This window comes from Nitrincola salilacus, assembly GCF_046271865.1.
Classification (GTDB): Bacteria; Pseudomonadota; Gammaproteobacteria; order Pseudomonadales; family Balneatricaceae; genus Nitrincola; species Nitrincola salilacus.
Map to the genome: position 1 here is coordinate 3,998,628 of NZ_CP176580.1, position 22,030 is coordinate 4,020,657.

Sequence of the window (22,030 nt, forward strand, 5' to 3'; positions counted from 1 at the left end):
GATAGATGAACCCAAAAGTACTGCGTTACTTTGTCGCCGTTGCCGAACTCAACAGTTTTACCGCCGCAGCTGAAAAGCTCCATGTGGCGCAACCCGCTGTCAGCATGGCGATTCAGAAGCTGGAGCAGGGTTTTGGCCTGCAGCTTTTCCATCGACAGGAGCGGCGGGTCAGCCTGACCGACGAGGGCAAAGCCTTCCTGCCTCATGCACGCCGTATTCTGCAGGCCCAGGCCGATGCAGAGCTCGCCATGGCCGAACTGAGCGGATTGCAAAGTGGCGAGGTGAAAGTCGGCATCCCCGGCATGCTGGGCTCTTACTACTTTCCACCGCTGCTGATGGCCTTTCGTCATCTTTACCCGCGCCTGCAGCTGTCCGTTATGGAGTCCGGCACGCGCAAGTTGCAACAGATGCTGCTCAGCGGTGAATTGGACATCGCCGTGATCGTGGCCGATAAGCTGCCGGATGGCCTCGAAGCCTGTCACTTTCTGCGCGCACAGATGATGGTGGTGATGCCGGAAGACCATCCGCTGGCCAGTGAAGAGTCCATCACCCTGGATGCACTGTTGGCCGAAGAGTTGGTACTGTTCAAAGAGGGCTACTTCCATCGTGAAGTACTCGACAAACTGATTGCCGACAGCCAGATCACACCCCGTATCGGTTTCGAGACCAACCTGATTCCATTGATCAAACAGATCGTGCGCCAGGGGTTTGGCATCAGCACCCTGCTGGAGATGGTGATCAGCGATGACCCCACACTGGTTGCACGCCCTTTTCGTGAACCGGTGTGGCTCGATCTGTCACTCGCCTGGCGGCGCGAGGGCTATATCTCCCGTGCCAACCGCAGTTTTATCGACTTTATCGTGCAGCAGGCGCAGCTGAATCCACCACAGAGCCAATGACAGCAACACCTCGGCTGCATTATTATGGCACCTGGTATCACCTTATAACCCTGAGCTATTTCTACTGGAGACACTGCAATGCTGAGCGTAAACGAATACTTTGACGGCAAGGTCAAATCCATAGCCTTTGAGTCGGCCGGTCAACCCGTCACCTCCGGTGTGATGGCAGCAGGTGACTATACCTTCGGCACCAGCCAGGACGAGCTGATGAAAGTGGTCTGTGGCGAGCTGGTCGTCAAACTGCCGGGCAGCGATGAATGGCAGTCTTTCCCCGCCGGCACCGAGTTCAACGTTGCAGCTAATCAGTCGTTTGATCTGAAAGTGGCTGAGACAACCGCTTACCTCTGTTTCTACAGCTGATCAGGCGGGCCGATCACCTGAGTGTGATCGGCTTTCAGTATCAGTTCCATTCATCTGAGGATGAATATTTCCACACTATAAAAAGGTCGCAATAGCAACACCAGAGGTCGTATTGTGCTAAAATCCCGGCCCTGACATCATCCCGGCGGATCATCCGCCCAGCCAGTAAGAGTTGCCTGAACATGAGCAAAACGACGTCTCTCGATAAGAGCAAGATCAAGATCCTGCTGCTTGAAGGTGTGCATCAGTCTGCTATTGATACACTCCATGCACAGGGTTACACCAACATCGAAGCACACGCTGGCTCACTGCCGGAAGCTGAGCTGATCGAGCGCGTCAAGGATGCGCACTTCATTGGCATCCGCTCCCGTACCCAGCTGACTGCACAGGTGTTCGAAGCGGCTGAAAAACTGGTAGCGGTTGGCTGCTTCTGCATCGGCACCAATCAGGTGGACCTGATGGCAGCAACCCGCGGCGGTATCGCGGTGTTCAACGCGCCCTACTCCAACACCCGCTCGGTGGCGGAACTGGTACTGGCCGAAGCGATCATCCTGCTGCGTGGTGTGGCAGAAAAGAACGCCAAGGCACATCGTGGCGTCTGGCTGAAAAGCGCCGCCAACTCTTACGAAATCCGTGGCAAAAAGCTGGGCATCGTTGGCTACGGCAGTATCGGCTCGCAGTTGAGCGTACTGGCCGAAGGTCTGGGCATGGAGGTCTACTTCTACGACGTCATCACCAAGCTGCCACTGGGCAACGCCAAACAGATCGGCTCACTGCCTGAACTGCTCGGCATCTGCGACATCGTCACCCTGCACGTGCCGGAACTGGCTTCCACACGCAACATGATCGGCGCCACTCAGTTTGATCAGATGAAGCAGGATGCGATCTTCATCAACGCCGCCCGCGGCACCGCTGTGGATATCGAAGCCCTGTGTGGCGCGCTGGAGAGTGGCAAACTGCTCGGCGCAGCGATCGACGTCTTCCCGGTTGAACCCCGCAGCAACAAAGATGAGTTCATCAGCCCGTTGCGCGGCTTCGACAATGTAATCCTGACCCCACACGTGGGCGGCTCCACCATGGAAGCCCAGGAAAACATCGGTTATGAAGTGGCCGAAAAGCTGATCAAATACAGCGACAACGGTTCCTCCATCACCTCGGTCAACTTCCCTGAAGTGGCCCTGCCGGAACACCCTGGCAGCCACCGCCTGCTGCATATTCACGAGAATATTCCGGGCGTGCTGTCCAAGATCAACAACGTGTTCTCCGAGAACAACATCAACATCAGCGGTCAGTATCTGCAGACCAACGACAAGGTGGGTTATGTCGTCATCGATATCAATGCCGATCACTCTGCCAAAGCGCTGGACAAGCTGAACCTGATCGAAGGCACTATCCGCTGCCGTCGACTCTTCTGATGTTCTTGCTCCGGGGCGGCGTGGCTGCCTCGGAGTAACTTTTTATAGCTTACTCCTTATAGCTTACTCTTTATAGCTTACTACCTTATAGCTTAAACCTTACCTTCAACTGCCTTCAGCGCCTTGCCGATCGCACCAAACACCTCACGCCGTACCGGGATCGACTCATTCACCAGATGATGCCGCGCTCCCTCAACCACATGAATCTCCGGCCCTGCATAGATCCTGCGCAACACCTCCAGATTATGTTGCCAATCCACCGTCTGATCCGCTGTGCCCTGAATAATCAATGGGCGAACCTGCTGTATTTGCACCTGCTCGATCCACTTGACCCACTCCAGCATCGCCCCTATCCAGCGCACGCTGATTGAACGATACTGCAACGGATCCTCGCGGCGCACGAAATTCAGAAAAGCCTGATCAGCCGAATTGTCTGAATAGGTGCGATGTATCCGCTTCAGCATCCAACCGAACCAGCGATACTTCATATCGATCAGCTTCATATGACTGGGCCGGATCAGTGGTGCCAGCAATATCATGCGCGCCACCGGCAGATCCGACTGCACGATCTGATGCGTCATTGAAATAGCCCCGCCGGTACTCTGCCCGACCAACACCATCGGCTGTACCAGATCACGCTGATGTTCTCGCATCAAACCACCGAGCTGTCGCACATAGGTGCCGAACTCATCTACCATCAAAGGCTCGCCACCCGACAACCCATGGCCGGGCAGATCATAGATCAGCACATTCCAACGTTGTGCCAGCAGATAGCGGATCAGATGCACATAGATCCCGGCATGATCAGTAAAACCATGTACCACCAGCACCGTCCCCTTGGCGCGCTGCACCCGGAAATGCTGAACCACCAGCTCGGCCCCTTCGAGAAACAACGTGCCGATACTGTAACCGGCATCCTCTGCCAACTGATCAAGACCATAAAAGGTCAGGTAGTCACGCAACATCGGACCACACAGGGTATCTTCAAGCGGATCAAACTCACCCAGACTCTCGCGCACACCTGCAGCCGTAAAAACAGCCGCCTCTCTTTTAACCCGCTCCGCTCCATCACCCATGTTCAAATCCTGATAATGCATAAATTCGGCTCCTCCCGCCATATACCATATTCACCATGATCTGTGAGGAAGATGACAAACAGATAACGCCCGGCGCAGAAGGTTCACTCTCTTGTGCATAACTCAGCGCATTAAAGTTGACTGAAAGGTCAAACAAGTTTCTAATGTAACCGCATTTTTTTTCTGATAAGATCCAAATTGTACACAACTTCAGTGAACTTCACTGAAAACACCGCTGCCAGACTCTCATACTTTAGATTCGTTCAGGCACGAAAACGCGACAAAGGCTGCTTTTTGCGCTATTGTCGCAACGCACAATTCCAAGATCTATTATCATTCCCGAAGCAAGCTGCCTCGCGCCGGCTCGGGAAAGGCTACAGCTATGAGGCATTAATCATGAGCCAAAGGGTACAGATCGGCGGCCTGCAGGTCGCAGAGAATCTCTATAATTTCATCAATAACGAAGCGCTGCCCGGAACAGGTATTGAGCCTCAGAAATTCTGGAGCGAGTTTGACGCAATCGTTCATGACCTTGCCCCTCGCAACCGTGAACTGTTGAGCAAACGCGACGCCATTCAGGCCCAGATCGACGCCTGGCATCAGGCCCGCAAGGGTCAGGCATTTGATCTGGCCAGCTACAAATCTTTCCTGACAGAGATCGGCTACCTGCTGCCAGAGGGCGAAGACTTCTCCGCCACCACCAGCAATGTCGACCCTGAAATGGCAACACTGGCTGGCCCTCAGTTGGTCGTGCCGGTCATGAATGCCCGTTATGCACTGAACGCCGCCAATGCACGCTGGGGCTCACTGTATGATGCCCTGTATGGCACCGATGCTATTTCAGAAGCCGATGGCGCCGAAAAGGGTACCTCCTACAACCCTGCTCGTGGCGACAAAGTGGTTGCCTTCGCACGCGCGTTTCTGGATGAATCCGCGCCGCTGGCCAAAGGCTCGCACGTTGATTCCACCGCCTATGTGATCGCCGATGGCCAGTTGCTGGTCAGCCTCAAGGATGGCAGCGAAACAGGTCTTGCAGACCCCGCACAGCTGGTGGGATTCAATGGTGATGCTGCCAAGCCCGACGCCATTGTTCTGAAAAACAACGGCCTGCACTTCGAAATCCAGATAGACCCCAGCAGCATGATCGGCAAAACCGATGCAGCTGGCGTTAAAGATATCCTGATGGAATCTGCGCTGAGCACCATCATGGACTGCGAAGACTCCGTTGCAGCCGTGGATGCCGACGACAAGGTTGTGGTTTACCGCAACTGGCTGGGCCTGATGAAAGGCGACCTGACCGAAGAGCTGGAGAAAGGCGGCAAGACCATCGTCCGCAGCCTGAACCCGGACCGCACCTATCAGACCCCGGATGGCGGCAGTGTCAGTCTCAAGGGCCGCAGCCTGATGTTCGTGCGTAACGTCGGCCACCTGATGACTATCAGTGCGATTCTGGATAAAGACGGCAACGAGATCCCTGAAGGGATCATGGATGGCATGGTCACCTCGCTGATCTGCCTGCATGACCTCAAGGGCAACAGCCCGGTTCGTAACACCGTTACCGGCTCCATCTATATCGTTAAACCGAAGATGCATGGCCCTGAAGAAGTGGCCTTTGCCAACGAACTCTTCGGCCGTATCGAAGATGCCCTGGGCCTGCCCACGCATACGCTCAAAGCTGGCATCATGGACGAAGAGCGCCGCACCACCGTTAACCTGAAAGAGTGCATCCGTGCCGCCAAGGACCGTGTCGTGTTTATCAACACTGGCTTCCTGGATCGTACCGGCGATGAGATCCACACCTCCATGGAAGCGGGCCCCATGCTGCGCAAAGGTGATATGAAAACCACCGCCTGGATCAAAGCCTACGAAGACTGGAACGTCGATAACGGACTGGCGTGCGGCCTGCAGGGTCGTGCACAGATCGGTAAAGGGATGTGGGCCATGCCCGACCTGATGGCCGGCATGCTCGAAGCCAAGATCGCGCACCCTATGGCCGGTGCCAACACCGCCTGGGTTCCCTCTCCGACTGCCGCCACCCTGCACGCACTGCACTACCACAAGGTCGATGTCTTTGCGCGTCAGGAAGAGCTCAAGTCACGCCCACGCGCCAGCCTGGACGACATTCTGACCATCCCTGTGGCAGAGAACCCCAACTGGTCTGCTGAAGAGATTCAGCAAGAGCTGGATAACAATGCACAGGGTATCCTGGGCTATGTGGTTCGCTGGATCGACAGCGGCGTCGGCTGCTCCAAAGTGCCTGACATCAACGATGTCGGCCTGATGGAAGACCGCGCCACGCTGCGTATCTCCAGCCAGCATATCGCTAACTGGTTGCACCACGGTATCTGCAGCGAAGGTCAGGTGATGGAAACCATGAAACGCATGGCAACCGTTGTTGACCGTCAGAATGCTGGTGACCAGGGCTACACCCCGATGGCACCGGATTTTAATCAGAGCGTTGCCTTCCAGGCTGCCTGTGAACTGGTGATCAAGGGTCGTGAACAGCCAAGCGGCTATACTGAACCAGTCCTGCACAGACGCCGTATAGAAGCCAAAGCAAAGTTTGCCGGCGCAAACTGATCTCTGATTGATCTATATTAATCTGTTGTGATCTGTTGTAAAGAGTGCCGCCCCACCCGGGGCGGTGCTATATTACGAGCTTAACCCTCATTCAACACCGTACTTAACCCTGCAACAGAGGATTGCGCCGGTCCAGGAAATCCACTGATGTCACACTCAAGACTCTTTTTTGCACTACCCTGCCCTGCTGACCAGACACGACTGATCACCCAGTGGCGAGAGCAACATCTGGCCGACACCTGCAGCGCTCTTACCCGCACTTCAGCACCGTCATGGATACCCAAAGCCAACTTCCATATCACCCTGATCTTTCTTGGCCAGGTAGCTCACGAGCAGCAGGTCGAACTGATCAATGCAGCCAACCAACTATCCCTGCCAGCTTTCGATCTGGAACTGACGCATTGTGGCAACTGGCCACGCAGCGGTATTCTCTGGCTCGCACCCAAGCGCACGCCCGAGCCCTTGCAACAACTGGTCACTGAACTGAAACAGATGGTAGCGCCGATAGATGTGCTGCAGGATACGCGCAACTACCACCCGCATCTGACACTGGCGCGGCATGCCAACACCCCTATGGAAACGATCAAACTGGAACAACCCTTCACGCTGCAGGCCAGGGCGTTTGGTCTGTATAGATCGGTCGACACCCCTGCCGGGATCGAATATCACGCCTTGAAGCGCTGGCGGCTGAAAACAGGAGCAGCCTGATGACAACAGACGCTCCCAATGACGCCGCACTGCGCCTGGCCGACTTTATCAGCCGACACAGCAAACTGATGTTGCTCACCGGCGCAGGTATCAGTACCGATTCCGGCATACCCGACTACCGCGATGCCACAGGCGAATGGAAGCGCAAACAGCCGGTGCAGCATCAGGACTTCATGAGCAATCTGCTGACCCGCCAGCGCTACTGGGGCCGCAGCCTTCCCGGCTGGCCGGTGATCCGCGATGCGCAGCCAAACCCTTCGCACCACTATCTGGCGGATCTTGAAGCGCGCGCCCATATCAACCTGCTGGTAACACAGAATGTCGACAGGCTGCACCAGCGCGCCGGCAGCCAACAGGTGATCGACCTGCATGGCAGATCTGATCAAGTGATCTGCACCTCATGCGGCTATCACTGCGACCGCATGGAGACACACACCCATTGCCTGGAACTGAACCCCGCCTACAGCCAGTATCAAGCCGATGCCGCACCGGATGGCGATGCCGATCTTGAAGTGGATTTCAGTGAGTTTCGTGTACCCGACTGCCCGGAGTGCGGTGGCATCCTCAAACCCGATGTGGTGTTCTTTGGCGACAACGTACCCAAAGAGCGGGTCGAGACAGCACTGAATACGCTGCAAGACAGCGACGCACTGCTGGTGATTGGTTCATCGTTGATGGTCTATTCGGGCTTTCGCTTCTGCCGCCGCGCTCATGAATGGGGTAAGCCGATCGCCACACTGAACATCGGTCGCACACGCGCCGACGAACTGGTCAGCCTGAAGCTGGATGCCCGCATCGGCAACACCCTGCAGCGCGCGCTCGAACTGCTGTAGCAGTTAACGAAAATCGCTCTATCAGACTAAATTTATAGTGACCGGCTACACATTCAGGTGTATAAATCGCGCACTATCAGGAGCGACCGCGTGAACACCCTCAGCCAACCCGACCAGACCACCCAATTATTTGATCAGATCGCCGACCAACTGGTCGAGCGCGGCTATTTTCTGGCCGAAAAAGCCCTGCCAGCCAGCCTCTGCCTGGCCCTGCAGCAACGCATACAGGCGCTGGATGATGAGGACTTCAAACGGGCTGGTATCGGGCGTGAGCAGGAGCACCAGCTCAACAAACGCGTGCGTACCGACCAGATCCGCTGGCTGACCCGTCAAGACCCCATCGAAGCAGAATATCTGGCGCAGATGGAAATTTTGCGCCTGGGGATCAACCGCAGGCTGTTTATGGGGTTGTTTGATGCTGAGTTTCACTTTGCCCACTACCCCGAAGGCGCCTTCTACAAGCGCCATCTGGATGCCTTTCGTGGCAACACCAACCGTGTGTTGAGCGTGGTGTTTTATCTGAACGATGATTGGCAGGAAGATCAAGGCGGCGAGTTACTGCTGTATGCCGAAGAACAGACGCCCGGCGAAGAGACGCCCCTACTGAAGCGAGTGCTGCCAGAAAGCGGCACCCTGGCTATATTCCTGAGTGATCAGTTCCCGCACGAAGTGTTGCCGACACGGCGCGATCGTTACAGCATCGCTGGCTGGTTCCGCGTCAACAACACTCTGGGTGATCAGCTCGATCCGCCACGCTGAGGGTGGCGGAGCAGACTAGCCAAGCCTTCAACTAAGCACTCAGCTGATAAGCACTCAGCTGAGCATTCAACCAAGCGTTCAGCCAAACGGCTTAACGCCGATCAGCACCCCGTGCAGATACATCGCAAACACCGCCCAGGCGATCACACCGGCCACAACCACCATCAGATCGCCCTTCAGGCTACCCGGTGCCCGAGTGACACCCGCGGCGCGATCGCGACGGCGCGACGCTGCAAAACCCACCACACTCCAGACCAGAAAACTGCCGAACAGCAACACCGCCGCCAGCGTACCGTTAGAGATCAGATGCGCAAACGCCCAGATCTTCGTGCCTGCCAGCATCGGGTGCCCAAGCTTGGCTCGAATCCGTGAACCGGGAATATACGCAGCCAGCAACAGGATGAAGGCCGGAACCAGCAGCAGCGCCGCCAGATGGCGCGTCCACACCGGTGGAATCCACAACCAGACGGTATCGACCTTGGCCAGCCCATATCCCCACACAATCAACGCAAAACCCAGCAGCGATACGACAGTGTAGATGCCCTTCCATGGTAGCTCACCCAGCCGGGCAACCTGTTGCGAACGCCAGTCATCGGCAAAGAAACGTATGGAATGAACTCCCAGAAAAATCAGGAGTCCGAGAATAAGTACCAGCATGTTGTTAATTTCCTATCATAAATTTGTACAAAGAGTACTGTAGCAACAAGCGTTCGACTATGTAACTCACAAGTAGTCATCATCAAATGAATGATCAAGGAAACGCGTAAAAGGAGAAACACATGAAAACACTTTATTCAAAACTGCTGATGGCCATAATGGTTGGCCTGTTTGCCCTGGCTGTCACAGGTTGCAACACCGTTGAAGGCTTCGGCAAAGATGTTCAAAAAGGCGGAGAAGCACTCGAAGAAAGCGCCGAAGAGAACCGCAAATACTGATTCAAGAAACTCCCCATTCGTCTGTCAGGTGCGCTACACTTGCCCTGACAGACGAGACTTTTACATGCTGCCCAAAACACCAACCGCCAAGCACATACTATTGATCGCCCTGCTGCTGGGCCTGCTGCCCAGTATTGCCCTGGCTGACAGCATCCGGCGTATCGTACACCCCGATGGCCGCATCGAATTCACCAACATCCCCAGCCAACCAATAGCCGGCACCGGCGCAGGCAAGCATGGCAAGGAATCCGTCTATCGTTACCGCAACACCAGTGGCGTGCTCGCCTTCAGTAACGTAAAACCCCAGGGCGTGCCCTACGAAGTGATCCGCTTTGACTGCTACGCCTGCAAACCCAGCTCCAGCATCAACTGGCACAACACCCGCCTGTTCCTGACCCCCTATCAGGAAGAGATCAACACCGCCGCCAAGCAATACAACATCGACCCCGCCCTGGTGCGCGCCGTGATCCATGCCGAATCTGCATTCAACGCCACCGCCATCTCGCCTAAAGGCGCACAAGGCCTGATGCAACTGATGCCAGGCACCGCCGCCGAACTCGGCGTGAACAACGCCATGGATGTGGCAGAAAATATCCGCGGTGGCGCCAGCTACCTGGCCCAGATGCTGAAACAACACAACAACGACATCACCCTCGCCACCGCCGCCTATAACGCCGGCCCCGGTGCCGTCAGGCACTATGGCGGCATCCCACCCTTTGCTGAAACCCGCGCCTATGTAGAGCGTGTCGGCATCCTGCACCAGCGCTATCGCAACAACGGGCAATAACACCGTATCATCTACGACCATTTTTTTTGATTGCACACATGATTTGTATGTATTAAATTCAGAAAACAAACAGGAAGTGGTCAAGTGTGATGGAGCACCGTCGGGGCGGTAGCGTGTTTTTCTGCCAAAGAAGCCCGCCCCCTTATTGCTTAGACTGTTGGCTTATTATTAACCCGGCGGCGGTTCCTGTCAGTTAGAGGCCAGCTACCATGCTGGCCTTCCGATGAAATGGCCAGATCTGAATTGCCACCAGCTTAATAGTTAAACGTAATGTAATTAGCGTCCTTAAGGAAATAATATGTCGTGGGAAATTGTTTCAAATAGTACAACAGCCAGATATAACCTTGGTGAAGACTCTTACCAAACAGAGACAATAAAACTAGTAAGCAAAAAGTTTCATAGTGAACCAGGCGATTACAAAGAACCAGAAGATACTGTTTGTATAGCGACGTTTCAGGCAGACTCATTACACGGGATGTTTAGCTGGAAAGTTTCAGCAAGAAGATCTGGTTTTGAAATCAATCCTGCCATTGAAGAAGTATTCGAAACTACTATTCCAGATCCATCAATCGAAGTTGATGAACCAGCATTCGACATTTTAGAAAAAGAGTAAAAACCACAATATTCTTGTTCCACTTAGTTCTCAACTCTTACGAGCATCAGAGTCCAATAAAAAACAACTCCCACTAAAATTTAGCATTATACATGTAAATAGGTAGCCTTGCTTAGATTATATATGCTCGATAGATCATCAAAGGAATCCATGAAAATAAAAAGCTTAAAAATAATCGGCCTCAATGGAGAAAACAATAGTCAAGATATTTATTTCAATGATGATATAAACATCATTACTGGAAGAAATGGCTCAGGAAAAACCACGCTCTTAAAACTAATGTGGTTTTGCATAAGTGGCAATATTGAAAGGGCAGTAGATGAAATTAATTTTCATTCTGTTGAAATAAAAACAAGCGCCTATACATTATTTGTACAAAAGCACATAACAAAAACAAAGGACTTTATCCACATCTCACTAACGAAGCCTAACGGTGATACAATATTCGAAAAAAAAGAACCAATCTATAGGCAAGAAGCACTTCAGAGAGCAAATGAGGAAACAATAGAAATGTTAAAAACCTCTATATTCTTCCCTACTTTTAGAAGAATAGAAGGAGGATTTTCTATGGGAGAATTTAGACGCCATAGATCTCGTAGAATAACAAGAGGAAAAGAAGAGTTTTATATCCATGACTCATCAGGAGGGTCTGAAATTCAAAATGCTATTGAAAGCCATGCTGAAATGCTATCAGTTGGGAGTCATAAGTTTGTTTCCTCCATATCGACATTTGACATTCAGCAACTGGTAACAAAACAGCACAGCATGGCTACAAATAGGGTAGACAACTACTCAAAATCGCTTTCTGAAAAAATATTCGAAGAAATAAGAAGTTATAAAAACACATCTGCAAATCAAGGCGATGATCTCAGAGATGCTGTATCAACATTAGACAAAATAAACCAAGATGTTACAGAGTTCGAGAATGTAAGAGAAGAGGCGTTCAAACCCTTGACAGTTCTTTCAAATATTATTGTTACTATTTTTAAGCACAAAGGAATTAGACTAAACCCCAGAATAACTCTCGGCGACATTGATAATAGCATTAATTCAGAATCACTATCAGCAGGTGAAAAGCAGATGCTGAGCTTTCTCTGCTACAATGCGCTTTACAGAGATTGTCCATTTTTTATTGATGAACCAGAATTGAGTCTTCATGTGGACTGGCAGAGAATATTACTAGACGTAATGATAGAACAAAAAACCAATAACCAGTTGTTTATTGCAACACATTCACCCTTCATTTATACACAATATGAAGATAAAGAAATTTTGATTGGTTCAGATAGAGGCTTTGTTGATGGATCATAAATCATTACCAAACTCAGATGAACTCGTAAGCACTCTTAAGAGAACTAACTTACCAACTATAGTCATAGAAGGAAAGGATGATGTGTTCATTTATCGATGGATAAAACAACAACTAAGCACATCACCAGTATCGATTTTGACTTGTGGCGGCAGAAACACATTATTTAAAATATACGATAGACGATCTGAGTTTTCTGATAAAAATGTCGTATTCGTCGCGGACCAGGACAGCTATATTTTCGAGGGAGTTAATCAAGATAGAAATGATATTATATTCACGTCTGGCTACTGCATCGAGAATGACATATATTCAGGGTCAGGAATTAGAAGCTTCCTTGATACTGAGGATTGTAACGGATATGAGCTATTAAAAAATATCGTGTGTGCATGGTTCGCATTTGAAGTTGAAACGTATTTGGATAAAAAACAAAATGGCTTAGACGCACCACTTCAAGTCGGAACTCATATAAACAGGATATGCCCACCGGGACACAGTTCAATTTGCCCAACATACTCACACGAAATAAATTACACAAATCCTAAACCTGAAATTTTTACTATGATTTTAGAAAACTATGGAATAAAACTCCGCGGCAAACAATTGTTTCAAATGCTCTCTAGATTCATGTCAAAAAAGGATAGATTTTCACAATTTAGTGATAAAAATCTAATAGAAATAGCTCTAAAACAAGGAGGAAATCCATATATAAACCTTTTAGCAGAAAGTATTGATAGCAAGCTTAATTTTTAATTTTTCAAAAGCCAGGCCTTTATGCTGTAGCCAGCTAAAATTTGAAAAATAATCAACTGAGCAATCAAGGGAAATCCACATGAACACACGAGAAAACTGGAACTTAGAGTACAGCCATATTAATTCCATCCCCTCATCTTCCCGTACGGAACCGGCTCACGGATTAGTTAAAATCAAGGATCTATGCGTAGTAAATGAAGAATCAAAAAAAATATTAGACTTAGGGTGTGGAAACGGACGGAATGCGATACATCTATTAGGTCATGGCTTCGAGGTTGAATGCATTGACTTCTCTGATGAAGCTCTAAGCATTTTCAAGAGTAAGCTAATAACTGAACCCCAAGATAAATTACGGATTACATGCGCAGATATCACTCAGGGGCTCCCGTATAATAATGATGAATTTAATTTCGTACTAGATTCATACTGCCATTGCCATTTTACAGAATTTGAAAAGTGGAATTACATATTGAGCGAAATCATCAGAGTTCTAAAAAAAGGAGGGAAACTGGTATCTATTCAGCTATCAACTGAAGACACATATTATAAAAGCAAGAAGAAAACTGGTTTTGAAGGAGGATTTATTAGTCAAGATGATATAAATGGTTTTGAAAAAATACACATGTCAGATATCAATTATGAGCAACAGCTGTCAAAATTCGGACTAACCGTGTCTAGCCAGCACGTGAAGTTTGAAGACACTGTATCAGGAATTATTTATGTAAGAGATGTTGTAATATACTGTGCGGAAAAGAAATGAATAAAGAAGATATAGACCCATCCTCCGGCCGCTTTATCGACCCACTTTTTGCAATAATAATTGGAACCTCATTGAATGAGACACTATTAAAGTGGATCAAGTTAAATTCATTTCCTGATTTACTACATATTTATATTGTAGTCCTTGGTTTTATAAACATTCTATTAAGCTGGTATGGCTATCACAAATCTGTGAAGAAAAAACCTATATTGGGATCTCTTCGATTTTCCATCACAATCATTCTACTTCCGACATACTTAATGAGCATTATCTTTTATGATAGACCTTTGATATATACGATATTGATTTATGCTGGAATTTTTTCACTTTGGAGCATTTGGGAGTGGCTTGCCAGCTTAGAACACTCCACAAACGAATCTCTTTTTAAAATATTTTTTTAAGCTTTTGGAATTGGTTTACTGCGGGCGCATTAGCTCTTCACATTTTCTATCAAACCAAGTACGGAGAATATTACCCCGATTTTATAAAAAACAATCTAGAATTAGCCTGCATCGCACTAATTAACATAGCAATTTTTTCCCTTCGAATATATAAAAGCAGATCAGAAAATAAACACGGCGCAGCAGCAGTATTTATTGAAGCTCTGAGAATATTATTAATAAACTCGCAGCCCAAAGCTGGCAACGAGGAAAAGGATAAAAAATGACCAAGGGAAGGTTTATTCTTATTGAAGGCTTTGATGGGGTCGGTAAAACAACTCTATCTCTCAGGATCGCAGACCGCTTGGGATATGAATACCATAAATCACCTGAAGGTGCATTTCTGGCAGCCAGAGCAACCTTCGATACATCTACTACAGAAACGGTAGATAGACTTTCATACTATTCCGGAGTTGCTTTGCGTAACTCTATCATTACTGAGCAGCGCACCGCCTCAGGCATTAATGTCATCATGGATCGATACTACCACTCATCAATTGCATATCATTACGATGAGTACTACAAACAATGCAAGAGATTGAAGCACTTTTACGAGGCCTTGTTCCAGCCAGACTTAATATTTTGCATTGAGCTTGACTTTAAAACAATCAAAGATAGAAAAAACTTTGCAGGCCACCCGACTCTACCGGATGATGAGATTTTTATTAGAGAAGACCTTCATCAGAATATAACAAAAATTTATCGAACAATACTGCCAGATAGTACTATATTTATTAGCAACACTGACGCTATCGAAATAGTCGAAAATGAAATTTTGAAAACGATTATAGAGAGGCTGTGATCAATCTCTTAATATGAGATAATTTGGCTAATTTATCACAACGAATAAATTCATGCCATGTGCTCTCGACTCACTTTTTCCGACAACAAATTTTCCAGTAAACGCCGCCAGTGACATCTTTGTCTAGGAAGGGTGCTTTGCTAACTTTCCACTGCATGCATGCTGTTTAATGGGTCGCGATAGGAATGCCGGTTACCCGGCACCCTTCGCACAGATCCCAGCGTGCACTACTAATGCACTGGGCTCCTACCTCAGGTTTTGGCGTCGAAACGTGCTTTTGGATAGGGGTGTAATATACGTATTGTTGGCACAAAGTATTTACAGAGTCTACTAAACCGATTCCAATTCATTCTGTGTCGTTGGCTCAGGGAAATATCATGTAACTCCTTGCTATCACTGGCTTTGATCCGAACTCAAATACAAGATAATTGGTGTCAATCAACAAAATATGCTCTGATGCGGATACAACGACATATCAGCTATCCCTATGAATCCACAAGACTTACTCAGCCATTTTTCAATTATCTTGAATGGCTGAAGTATTATGGTGTTTTGATAACGGTATCCCGAGCCACAATACGATTGCACGCGTGATAGGTCGCCTCCATCCCAGCTGGATGCAGAGCTGTCACACCCTGACAGAGGGCAGCATCATAGCGATTGATGGCAAGACACTGCGGAGTTCTTACGACAAGAGTCGGCGGCGTTGTAGTCCAAAATAACGTCCTCACCCCCCTTTACGGACTTTTAGCACTGTTGCTGACAACAGGACACGATCAGCTTCCAGGGCTATCGCGAGCACTGCCGAGAGTATGCATTGAAGCATCAGTGCCTACGGCGAGAGAACCAGCCGGATGCTCGCCAAATCAGTTTTACACTGGGCGATACTAAAAAGACTCCAGGCTTTATTGAGAAGATGAAGCAGAAGATCGACAGCCCGATGGGGCGGCATATCTACAGCCAGCGATTGGGTACTGTGGAACCGGTATTTGGCAATCTGGAGTGCAACAAGGGGCTGAATCGGTTTACCTTAAGAGGCAGAACCAAAGTCAATGCCCAGTGTTGATGTATTGTCTGGTGCATAACATTGAGAAGATCGCGACACAGGGTCAGCAGCGTCACTGAGTGGCAGCTGGCGCTGATGAAGCTGCGTCAAGCGCATCGCGTACTGAATACAGGCTGTTTGAATGGGTGATTGATATCATCAGTTCGAGCGGGGAATAATCACCAGAATGAAGGACGAGCTGTTGATGCTGGGGGGTTTGATTTCAAAATGTCTAATCCGACAGGCTCGTTAGGCATGATAGGACACAAAGTGACCTTAGAAGACTCTGTAAATGAGGTGTTAAGAAAAATTGGAAGAAATATGATGCTCTTCCAACAGCTTGAGAGCTTATTGAAGCACATCGTTACTAATGGGAATTTTTCAGGCTACGCAAGCAATTTTAAAGAATCACATGTACGCCGAGCCGCCTCTATCGGCAAGCAAACAATGGGAACACTTATCGGGCAATATGTTGAAAGCTCTAATCCTAATTACGAAGAATGCCAATCTGATCCTAACGAAATAACTGAACCATTTATTTCATTTAGCTTTCGTATCGAGTGTGACTCTGTATATTTTGAAACAAAAAAGAAAGAGCTGGCCAGAATGGTGGCTGAAAGAAATGAGTTGGTTCATCATTTGCTACCTTACTTCGATACAACCTCAGCTGAACGCTGTGAAAGTCTTGGGAAAAAGCTCGATCGCCAGAGTGACAATATCAGAAAAGAGATAGCAGAATTAAAATCAAAGGCAACTATGTTGCACGAGGGAAGGAAGCAAATGGCCGACTTCCTTCTATCCGAAGAAGGAAAGAGGCAAATTGAGTTGTCTTTCCTACGCCAAAGTCGGCTAGTTATCCTGCTTGGCGATATTGCTATTCAAACCAAAAGGTCTGACGGGTGGGCGTTACTGACTGTCGCCGGCCACCTCGTTAAGCAACATGCGCCAGAAGAAATAGCTCTATTAAAAGAGCGATATGGCCACAAATCATTAAAGAGGCTAATGCTCGCAACTGAGATTTTTGATTTTAATGAAGAGAATACAGAAAAAGGCGGTATTAGAGTATTGTACAGACTTAAACCCGGATGGGAATTATCAAGTGCCTAACACGCAGCTACAGGCGACCCATGCAGTTCCCCCACGCTTTAGTGGAAGCCCTCCCCTGATGCCGAGCTTATGCTGCAACCATATATGATGAGAATATAGGTCTATAAATGAAAAAAAGTGATTGGATTTGGGTTTCTATACGGATATTTGGCATTTACCTATTGGTTCTTGCAATTATCTCTATTCCAGATGCGATAGGCATCATCTATGGGTTAGTCAACATGGCTGATGCTGCAAATAGTTCTTCAGAGCTCGCATCATTCGTCAACTCTCTATACGAAGCTGCCCTGATAAAGGGAGCAACTACGATGTCGCAGCTAGCGATTTTTTCGGTAGCGGCCTATTATTTTTTACGTCATGGAAAACTTATCCACAAGATGGCAAATAATAACAATGAGTAAAAGTGAATGGATTTGGGTTGCCATACGGTTATTCGGAATTTACCTGCTGGTTCTTGCATTTATTTCTATTCCAGATGCAATTGGTAACATCTATGCGCTGGTGTACATGCTTGACACTACTGGTAATTCTTCAGATTCAGCGTCTATGGTAAACTCACTGCGCAAATCTGCCAAGGCTGCGGGGTCGAAAGCAACGGCACAGCTTGTCATTTTTCTAGTAGCAGCCTACTATTTTTTACGTCATGGAAAAGCCATCCATAAACTGGCAAACCATGAGAAAAATAACTGATGATGTCACAGCAACAGTGTGGATTTCTGCATGATGTGAACCCTTGATCTAACGGATCCGAGGCGAACAATTTCCGAATATTGATTTCAATCATATAGATCTAAAGCAGGATAAAAAATGGTTACATGCTATCTGAAATACATCATAGACCCATACAAACTCAGCGAATTCGAACACTATGCAAAATTGTGGATACCTCTGGTAAACAAATTTGGAGGCACGCACCACGGATACTTCCTTCCATCCGAAGGCTCCAACAACATCGCCCTTGCTCTGTTCACTTTCCCCAGTCTGGCATCCTATGAAGAGTATCGTCAAAAATCACTGCTTGACGATGAGTGTATGGCAGCCTTTAAATATGCTGAAGAAACACGGTGTATCTTGAGCTATGAGCGCAGCTTCTTCAGGCCAGTTTTCGATTAATTTGATGCTTATGATTTGGCCGCCATGTGCGCCATCTGTCGCATCCCGAACGACTCCCAACACCAACACTTATAATAAGGAAAAAAGAGATGACAATAGTTGCAACGCTAGCTGTCGTTTTTGTCGCTTTCATTCATGCTTACATTTTGGTGCTGGAGATGTTCTTGTGGGATAAGCCTGCAGGGTTAAAGGCCTTTGGCCAGACCAAGGAACGAGCAGCCTCCACCAAAGTGCTTGCGGCCAATCAGGGCCTCTACAATGGGTTCATCGCGGCGGGTCTTCTCTGGGGTGCTGTACAGGGAGCTGCGGGTTACGACTTCCAGGTGTTCTTTTTGCTGTGTGTCATAGTTGCCGGCGTTTACGGATCGCTGACAGCCAGCAAGAAGATTCTGTATATCCAGGCAGCACCGGGGCTTGTTGCGTTGGTCTTGGTGATGCTGGCTTATCGGTAAGCAATGCAGTTAAAAACAATCAGGAGGTTCAATGGCAAATATCATGATCATCGGTGCCAGTCGTGGGCTTGGCCGCGCTTTTGTAGAGGGGCTGCCAGATGCCACGGATAAGGTTATCGGCATTTCCCGCGGGCAACCATCTGGCATCAAGGTACAGTCTGGGGCTGAGCTGCAGTGGATCGAGGCAGATATGTCCAACCCCATGCAAGCGGCGCAAGCGATCTCGGATCGCGCACCCCATGATATTGACACGCTTATTTACAATGTTGGCATCTGGGAGGAGGAAGCGTTTGAGGACTCCTATCAGTTTGAGCAGGACACTGATGCACAAATCATCGAGATGGTTAGCGTCAATATCACCAGTACTATCCTGTTGCTGAAGCGCCTGTTGCCAAGACTGTTAAGCGCCAGCAAGCCGCAAATCATTCTGACGGGCTCTACCTCGGCGCTACGTCAAGCTGGCAGGCCAGAGGTCACTTTTGCGGCGTCCAAACATGCATTGAACGGCATTGCCGACTCATTACGTGAGGGGTATCGAAAAAACAATCTGGCGGTTACCTGTTTGCAGCTGGGTTATCTCAACACGGATGACGCGCTTGATGTTCCCCTCTCGGAAGCTGTCAAAAATGGTGAGGGTCATTTCATTCCTGTTCATGACGTAGTGGCAGTGGTTCGAACCCTACTGAGCCTGTCACCTTGCTCTTTTGTCAGAGAGTTAACGATGCCAGCTATTCGGGATGAACGGTTTTAGCGGCCACAGGGTTATTCAATGTTACCAAACAGGCTGCATGGGCCAGTTACATATGCCTGACTTTATTACTCGTGGTAATACTGGCTTATCGGTACGTATTTAAAGATACATTAGCCCTATATGCCAGTCTCATTGCAGTAGTCGTAAGATTATTCGTTTTGCTAGCTGAGGCCTCCAGACAAAGTCTAGCGCCTTTGTCCTTGCCATTTGCTAGAATTTATCGTTTACTAAAGTACAAATAGACGCTAACAGCGATTTTATTGAAGAGGAAATTTACTTCATGAGCTCCTGTCCATGATGGGCGCATACATGCTTATACACTGTTATGCACTTTAATATTACGCCTTCAGCATCATTCTAAGAGAAATTATGTTATAGGCTTATGTACTCAAGAGATTTGAGGCATAAAAGGTTTTGTCCCAGAGTGTAGTTGTGTAATAGCGACTCATCTATTTTATAGGTGAAACTAACAATGAGGAGTTTCGGCTCCTAGCCTTTCATGGCTAGCCCTGACAAGGGCGGTACTCAATGTCACTATATATGGCACTCTGGGACATCTTAAATAGGAAACAGAATGGCTCTATCTGACAACATCTGGTGGACTAGAAAGGCTAGAATTCAAACAGAGAAGCGGCTCCTTTCAAATTCGATGCAGGCACAACTGTTATTGCTCTGGTATTCATTTTGCTCTGTTTCTGCTTCCGTTTATTATTTGAAATTCAATCCTGATAGTGATTATTCTGGAATATCCTGGGTTGTTTTTTCTGTACTAATAATGTCAATGTCTGGCTTTATAAATGGACTTAGCTTCAAAGAAAGGGCCTCACTTATAAAGGAATGTTACGAAAATTTAAATGGACTATATCATATAGCAAAATCCAGTACAGATGTAGAAATAAAAAATTTGACACATGAGTATGAACAAGCTTTGAATATGTGCGAAAATCACTCAGATCGTGATTATTATATTTCTTTATGTGAAGCACATCTTACTAGCGAAAAGCCAAATGAAAAATTAGATAGACACCCAACGAAATACATATGGTTTCTATTTTTTCTATATCATTTAAGACGTTTTTTAGTATTTCTTTCACTATATATTCTTCCTTTGTTTTTATTTCTCATAGTGGAGATGTCTCATGTCCGTTAGAGATAACTTCGAAAAGCATTATTCAGAAGAAAATCTCGACCGCATATATCAAGAATATACTATCCTTTCAGCAGCATCAGGCATAGACAACCTCAGCCACAGAATGTTTTGGGAAATAAAAAATAATCAAATATCGTCTATTAGTAACAAAGTTACATCTGGTAAGTTTAAATTCACAAAATATAAACTAAAGCTAATAAGCAAAGGAAGAGGAAAAGTCCCAAGAGAAATATCTATCCCAACAATTAGGGACAGAATAGTGCTTAGAGCCTTATGTGAATTCTTAATTGAAAGATATAATGGAGTCGTAACATTCGACCTACCTCAAAGCGTTATAAACCAGGTAAGCAAATCACTTTTAAATGGCAAGTTTGATGGATTCATAAAACTAGATGTCTCTAATTTTTACCCTTCCATAAAACATGAAGAACTTCTTTCTCGAATAAGAAGAAAAATCCGAAACAAAGAAATAATTAAATTTATACACGAGGCGATACAAACTCCTACAGTCATAAAATCGACTAAATCCGATAAACCTGAATCCATAGGAGTCCCACAAGGTCTGTCTATTTCTAATATCCTATCAGCAATCTATCTAATAAATATCGACAACGCATACTATAAAAGAAAGGATATAGAGTTCTATCGATATGTTGATGATATTCTTATATTTTGTGATCGCTCCAAGGCTCACGACATATCCGGAGAGATTATACGGAAATTTAAGAAATTGGGTTTAGAGATCCACGATCCAGAAAAAATCCCGGAAAAATCCTGCATCGGAAATGTTGGAGATAGACTGGACTACCTAGGTTACAAGTTTGAGAATGGTTTGATTAGTGCAAGGGAAGGATCAGTAGAGAAGCTTAAAGAATCCATTATATCTATCTTTACCGGTTATAAATACTCCACTTTAAAGAGCAAAGAGTTTCTTTTATGGCGCTTAAACCTAAGAATAACCGGGTGCATTTTTCAAGAAAAATGCAAAGGCTGGCTATTTTTCTTCTCAGAGATAAATGATGAATCACTCCTTCATAGACTGGATATTTTTGTAGAAAAAATAGCATCTAGATTTTCTGTTGATGTAGCTCCTAAGAAGTTTGTCAGATCCTTCTACGAGATAAAGCATAACAAGTATGAATCCAACTACATCCCCAATTTCGACACATATACTATCGAGCAAATGAAAGATGTATTGATTAGTTACTTTAACAAAGACATATCCGGACTAGCCCACGGTCAAATTGAATATGAGTTCAAAAAAAGACTTACAAAACAAGTAAAAGACCTATTAACAGATGTACAGGGATTTGGATATTAAATAGCAAAACATATACAAAGTTCTCAGCTCTGACATTAGTAATACTTTTCAACCTCAAGTTC

25 protein-coding genes and 1 pseudogene are annotated in these 22,030 nt (G+C 47.3%); 24 read left to right on the forward strand and 2 right to left on the reverse strand.

Annotation, left to right across the window (positions count from 1 at the left end; translation table 11 throughout):
• The first annotated feature begins 5 nt into the window (after positions 1-5).
• The 3 genes from ACK3CJ_RS18410 to serA all read left to right on the forward strand — a co-directional run bounded on the left by ACK3CJ_RS18410 (position 6) and on the right by serA (position 2,674).
• A complete protein-coding gene (locus ACK3CJ_RS18410; RefSeq protein ID WP_409523663.1) occupies positions 6-899 on the forward strand; it encodes a LysR family transcriptional regulator in 894 nt (297 codons plus the stop codon).
• A 78-nt stretch (positions 900-977) separates the two neighbouring features.
• Positions 978-1,259 (forward strand): pyrimidine/purine nucleoside phosphorylase, encoded by a 282-nt coding sequence (locus ACK3CJ_RS18415; RefSeq protein WP_409523664.1) that lies wholly within the window; start codon positions 978-980, stop codon positions 1,257-1,259.
• A gap of 182 nt (positions 1,260-1,441) precedes the next feature.
• Positions 1,442-2,674, forward strand: coding sequence for a phosphoglycerate dehydrogenase (gene serA, locus ACK3CJ_RS18420; RefSeq protein WP_409523665.1), 1,233 nt, complete (start codon positions 1,442-1,444; stop codon positions 2,672-2,674).
• Between the two features lie 92 nt (positions 2,675-2,766).
• Here the strand turns inward: serA and ACK3CJ_RS18425 are convergent, their stop codons facing one another.
• On the reverse strand, positions 2,767-3,771 hold the full coding sequence (locus ACK3CJ_RS18425; protein ID WP_409523666.1) for an alpha/beta hydrolase: 1,005 nt from the start codon (positions 3,769-3,771) through the stop codon (positions 2,767-2,769).
• A 375-nt stretch (positions 3,772-4,146) separates the two neighbouring features.
• On the opposite strand from ACK3CJ_RS18425, the gene ACK3CJ_RS18430 reads away from it, so the two are divergent.
• The 4 genes from ACK3CJ_RS18430 to ACK3CJ_RS18445 all read left to right on the forward strand — a co-directional run bounded on the left by ACK3CJ_RS18430 (position 4,147) and on the right by ACK3CJ_RS18445 (position 8,630).
• Positions 4,147-6,330 carry a malate synthase G gene (locus ACK3CJ_RS18430; protein WP_409523667.1) on the forward strand — a complete coding sequence of 728 codons (2,184 nt, stop codon included), beginning with the start codon at positions 4,147-4,149 and terminating at the stop codon, positions 6,328-6,330.
• A 147-nt stretch (positions 6,331-6,477) separates the two neighbouring features.
• On the forward strand, positions 6,478-7,038 hold the full coding sequence (thpR, locus tag ACK3CJ_RS18435) for an RNA 2',3'-cyclic phosphodiesterase (protein WP_409523668.1): 561 nt from the start codon (positions 6,478-6,480) through the stop codon (positions 7,036-7,038).
• The gene (locus ACK3CJ_RS18440) at positions 7,038-7,871 is read left to right on the forward strand and encodes an NAD-dependent protein deacetylase (RefSeq protein ID WP_409523669.1); all 834 of its coding nucleotides are present in this window, start codon (positions 7,038-7,040) and stop codon (positions 7,869-7,871) included. Before thpR ends, ACK3CJ_RS18440 begins: the two co-directional genes overlap by 1 nt.
• A 90-nt stretch (positions 7,872-7,961) precedes the next feature.
• The gene (locus tag ACK3CJ_RS18445) at positions 7,962-8,630 is read left to right on the forward strand and encodes a 2OG-Fe(II) oxygenase (protein ID WP_409523670.1); all 669 of its coding nucleotides are present in this window, start codon (positions 7,962-7,964) and stop codon (positions 8,628-8,630) included.
• A gap of 78 nt (positions 8,631-8,708) precedes the next feature.
• Here the strand turns inward: ACK3CJ_RS18445 and ACK3CJ_RS18450 are convergent, their stop codons facing one another.
• Positions 8,709-9,287: an NnrU family protein gene (locus tag ACK3CJ_RS18450; RefSeq protein WP_409523671.1), complete on the reverse strand. Its 579-nt coding sequence runs from the start codon at positions 9,285-9,287 to the stop codon at positions 8,709-8,711.
• A 122-nt stretch (positions 9,288-9,409) separates the two neighbouring features.
• On the opposite strand from ACK3CJ_RS18450, the gene ACK3CJ_RS18455 reads away from it, so the two are divergent.
• The 17 genes and pseudogenes from ACK3CJ_RS18455 to ACK3CJ_RS18535 all read left to right on the forward strand — a co-directional run bounded on the left by ACK3CJ_RS18455 (position 9,410) and on the right by ACK3CJ_RS18535 (position 21,968).
• Positions 9,410-9,565 carry an entericidin A/B family lipoprotein gene (locus ACK3CJ_RS18455; RefSeq protein WP_409523672.1) on the forward strand — a complete coding sequence of 52 codons (156 nt, stop codon included), beginning with the start codon at positions 9,410-9,412 and terminating at the stop codon, positions 9,563-9,565.
• Between the two features lie 28 nt (positions 9,566-9,593).
• Positions 9,594-10,352: a lytic transglycosylase domain-containing protein gene (locus ACK3CJ_RS18460; protein WP_409523673.1), complete on the forward strand. Its 759-nt coding sequence runs from the start codon at positions 9,594-9,596 to the stop codon at positions 10,350-10,352.
• Between the two features lie 298 nt (positions 10,353-10,650).
• Positions 10,651-10,965 (forward strand): hypothetical protein, encoded by a 315-nt coding sequence (locus tag ACK3CJ_RS18465; RefSeq protein ID WP_409523674.1) that lies wholly within the window; start codon positions 10,651-10,653, stop codon positions 10,963-10,965.
• A 150-nt stretch (positions 10,966-11,115) separates the two neighbouring features.
• Positions 11,116-12,276 carry an AAA family ATPase gene (locus ACK3CJ_RS18470; protein WP_409523675.1) on the forward strand — a complete coding sequence of 387 codons (1,161 nt, stop codon included), beginning with the start codon at positions 11,116-11,118 and terminating at the stop codon, positions 12,274-12,276.
• The gene (locus ACK3CJ_RS18475) at positions 12,266-13,027 is read left to right on the forward strand and encodes a DUF4435 domain-containing protein (RefSeq protein ID WP_409523676.1); all 762 of its coding nucleotides are present in this window, start codon (positions 12,266-12,268) and stop codon (positions 13,025-13,027) included. The genes ACK3CJ_RS18470 and ACK3CJ_RS18475 overlap by 11 nt, the downstream gene beginning before the upstream one ends.
• 79 nt (positions 13,028-13,106) lie before the next feature.
• Positions 13,107-13,787, forward strand: coding sequence for a class I SAM-dependent methyltransferase (locus ACK3CJ_RS18480; RefSeq protein WP_409523677.1), 681 nt, complete (start codon positions 13,107-13,109; stop codon positions 13,785-13,787).
• A 663-nt stretch (positions 13,788-14,450) separates the two neighbouring features.
• The gene (locus ACK3CJ_RS18485) at positions 14,451-15,029 is read left to right on the forward strand and encodes a dTMP kinase (RefSeq protein WP_409523678.1); all 579 of its coding nucleotides are present in this window, start codon (positions 14,451-14,453) and stop codon (positions 15,027-15,029) included.
• Positions 15,030-15,557: 528 nt separating this feature from the next.
• A pseudogene (locus ACK3CJ_RS18490) lies at positions 15,558-15,736 on the forward strand (ISAs1 family transposase); the annotation flags it as partial.
• A 110-nt stretch (positions 15,737-15,846) separates the two neighbouring features.
• The gene (locus tag ACK3CJ_RS18495; protein WP_409523679.1) at positions 15,847-16,095 is read left to right on the forward strand and encodes a transposase; all 249 of its coding nucleotides are present in this window, start codon (positions 15,847-15,849) and stop codon (positions 16,093-16,095) included.
• A 207-nt stretch (positions 16,096-16,302) separates the two neighbouring features.
• Positions 16,303-17,181: a hypothetical protein gene (locus ACK3CJ_RS18500; RefSeq protein WP_409523680.1), complete on the forward strand. Its 879-nt coding sequence runs from the start codon at positions 16,303-16,305 to the stop codon at positions 17,179-17,181.
• 107 nt (positions 17,182-17,288) lie between these two features.
• Positions 17,289-17,582 carry a hypothetical protein gene (locus ACK3CJ_RS18505; RefSeq protein WP_409523681.1) on the forward strand — a complete coding sequence of 98 codons (294 nt, stop codon included), beginning with the start codon at positions 17,289-17,291 and terminating at the stop codon, positions 17,580-17,582.
• Entirely contained in the window at positions 17,575-17,871 is a 297-nt protein-coding gene (locus ACK3CJ_RS18510; protein ID WP_409523682.1) for a hypothetical protein, read from the forward strand. The genes ACK3CJ_RS18505 and ACK3CJ_RS18510 overlap by 8 nt, the downstream gene beginning before the upstream one ends.
• A gap of 117 nt (positions 17,872-17,988) precedes the next feature.
• Positions 17,989-18,294 (forward strand): NIPSNAP family protein, encoded by a 306-nt coding sequence (locus tag ACK3CJ_RS18515; protein WP_409523683.1) that lies wholly within the window; start codon positions 17,989-17,991, stop codon positions 18,292-18,294.
• An 89-nt stretch (positions 18,295-18,383) separates the two neighbouring features.
• On the forward strand, positions 18,384-18,746 hold the full coding sequence (locus tag ACK3CJ_RS18520; protein ID WP_409523684.1) for a DUF1304 domain-containing protein: 363 nt from the start codon (positions 18,384-18,386) through the stop codon (positions 18,744-18,746).
• Between the two features lie 31 nt (positions 18,747-18,777).
• Positions 18,778-19,497, forward strand: a complete 720-nt coding sequence (locus ACK3CJ_RS18525) for an SDR family NAD(P)-dependent oxidoreductase (protein WP_409523685.1) — start codon at positions 18,778-18,780, stop codon at positions 19,495-19,497.
• 574 nt (positions 19,498-20,071) lie between these two features.
• The gene (locus ACK3CJ_RS18530; RefSeq protein WP_409523686.1) at positions 20,072-20,647 is read left to right on the forward strand and encodes an SLATT domain-containing protein; all 576 of its coding nucleotides are present in this window, start codon (positions 20,072-20,074) and stop codon (positions 20,645-20,647) included.
• A complete protein-coding gene (locus ACK3CJ_RS18535) occupies positions 20,637-21,968 on the forward strand; it encodes a reverse transcriptase domain-containing protein (RefSeq protein WP_409523687.1) in 1,332 nt (443 codons plus the stop codon). Before ACK3CJ_RS18530 ends, ACK3CJ_RS18535 begins: the two co-directional genes overlap by 11 nt.
• Positions 21,969-22,030: the final 62 nt, after the last annotated feature.

Bases quoted from the DNA above. Each gene is read 5' to 3' on its own strand.
- ACK3CJ_RS18535 (WP_409523687.1), top strand. From the start codon at position 20,637: ATGTCCGTTAGAGATAACTTCGAAAAGCATTATTCAGAAGAAAATCTC.
- ACK3CJ_RS18465 (WP_409523674.1), top strand. From the start codon at position 10,651: ATGTCGTGGGAAATTGTTTCAAATAGTACAACAGCCAGATATAACCTT.
- ACK3CJ_RS18470 (WP_409523675.1), top strand. From the start codon at position 11,116: ATGAAAATAAAAAGCTTAAAAATAATCGGCCTCAATGGAGAAAACAAT.
- ACK3CJ_RS18415 (WP_409523664.1), top strand. From the start codon at position 978: ATGCTGAGCGTAAACGAATACTTTGACGGCAAGGTCAAATCCATAGCC.
- ACK3CJ_RS18475 (WP_409523676.1), top strand. From the start codon at position 12,266: ATGGATCATAAATCATTACCAAACTCAGATGAACTCGTAAGCACTCTT.
- ACK3CJ_RS18505 (WP_409523681.1), top strand. From the start codon at position 17,289: ATGAAAAAAAGTGATTGGATTTGGGTTTCTATACGGATATTTGGCATT.
- ACK3CJ_RS18480 (WP_409523677.1), top strand. From the start codon at position 13,107: ATGAACACACGAGAAAACTGGAACTTAGAGTACAGCCATATTAATTCC.
- thpR (WP_409523668.1), top strand. From the start codon at position 6,478: ATGTCACACTCAAGACTCTTTTTTGCACTACCCTGCCCTGCTGACCAG.
- ACK3CJ_RS18410 (WP_409523663.1), top strand. From the start codon at position 6: ATGAACCCAAAAGTACTGCGTTACTTTGTCGCCGTTGCCGAACTCAAC.
- ACK3CJ_RS18530 (WP_409523686.1), top strand. From the start codon at position 20,072: ATGGCTCTATCTGACAACATCTGGTGGACTAGAAAGGCTAGAATTCAA.
- ACK3CJ_RS18525 (WP_409523685.1), top strand. From the start codon at position 18,778: ATGGCAAATATCATGATCATCGGTGCCAGTCGTGGGCTTGGCCGCGCT.
- ACK3CJ_RS18515 (WP_409523683.1), top strand. From the start codon at position 17,989: ATGGTTACATGCTATCTGAAATACATCATAGACCCATACAAACTCAGC.
- serA (WP_409523665.1), top strand. From the start codon at position 1,442: ATGAGCAAAACGACGTCTCTCGATAAGAGCAAGATCAAGATCCTGCTG.
- ACK3CJ_RS18440 (WP_409523669.1), top strand. From the start codon at position 7,038: ATGACAACAGACGCTCCCAATGACGCCGCACTGCGCCTGGCCGACTTT.
- ACK3CJ_RS18500 (WP_409523680.1), top strand. From the start codon at position 16,303: ATGTCTAATCCGACAGGCTCGTTAGGCATGATAGGACACAAAGTGACC.
- ACK3CJ_RS18520 (WP_409523684.1), top strand. From the start codon at position 18,384: ATGACAATAGTTGCAACGCTAGCTGTCGTTTTTGTCGCTTTCATTCAT.
- ACK3CJ_RS18510 (WP_409523682.1), top strand. From the start codon at position 17,575: ATGAGTAAAAGTGAATGGATTTGGGTTGCCATACGGTTATTCGGAATT.
- ACK3CJ_RS18455 (WP_409523672.1), top strand. From the start codon at position 9,410: ATGAAAACACTTTATTCAAAACTGCTGATGGCCATAATGGTTGGCCTG.
- ACK3CJ_RS18450 (WP_409523671.1), bottom strand. From the start codon at position 9,287: ATGCTGGTACTTATTCTCGGACTCCTGATTTTTCTGGGAGTTCATTCC.
- ACK3CJ_RS18430 (WP_409523667.1), top strand. From the start codon at position 4,147: ATGAGCCAAAGGGTACAGATCGGCGGCCTGCAGGTCGCAGAGAATCTC.
- ACK3CJ_RS18485 (WP_409523678.1), top strand. From the start codon at position 14,451: ATGACCAAGGGAAGGTTTATTCTTATTGAAGGCTTTGATGGGGTCGGT.
- ACK3CJ_RS18425 (WP_409523666.1), bottom strand. From the start codon at position 3,771: ATGCATTATCAGGATTTGAACATGGGTGATGGAGCGGAGCGGGTTAAA.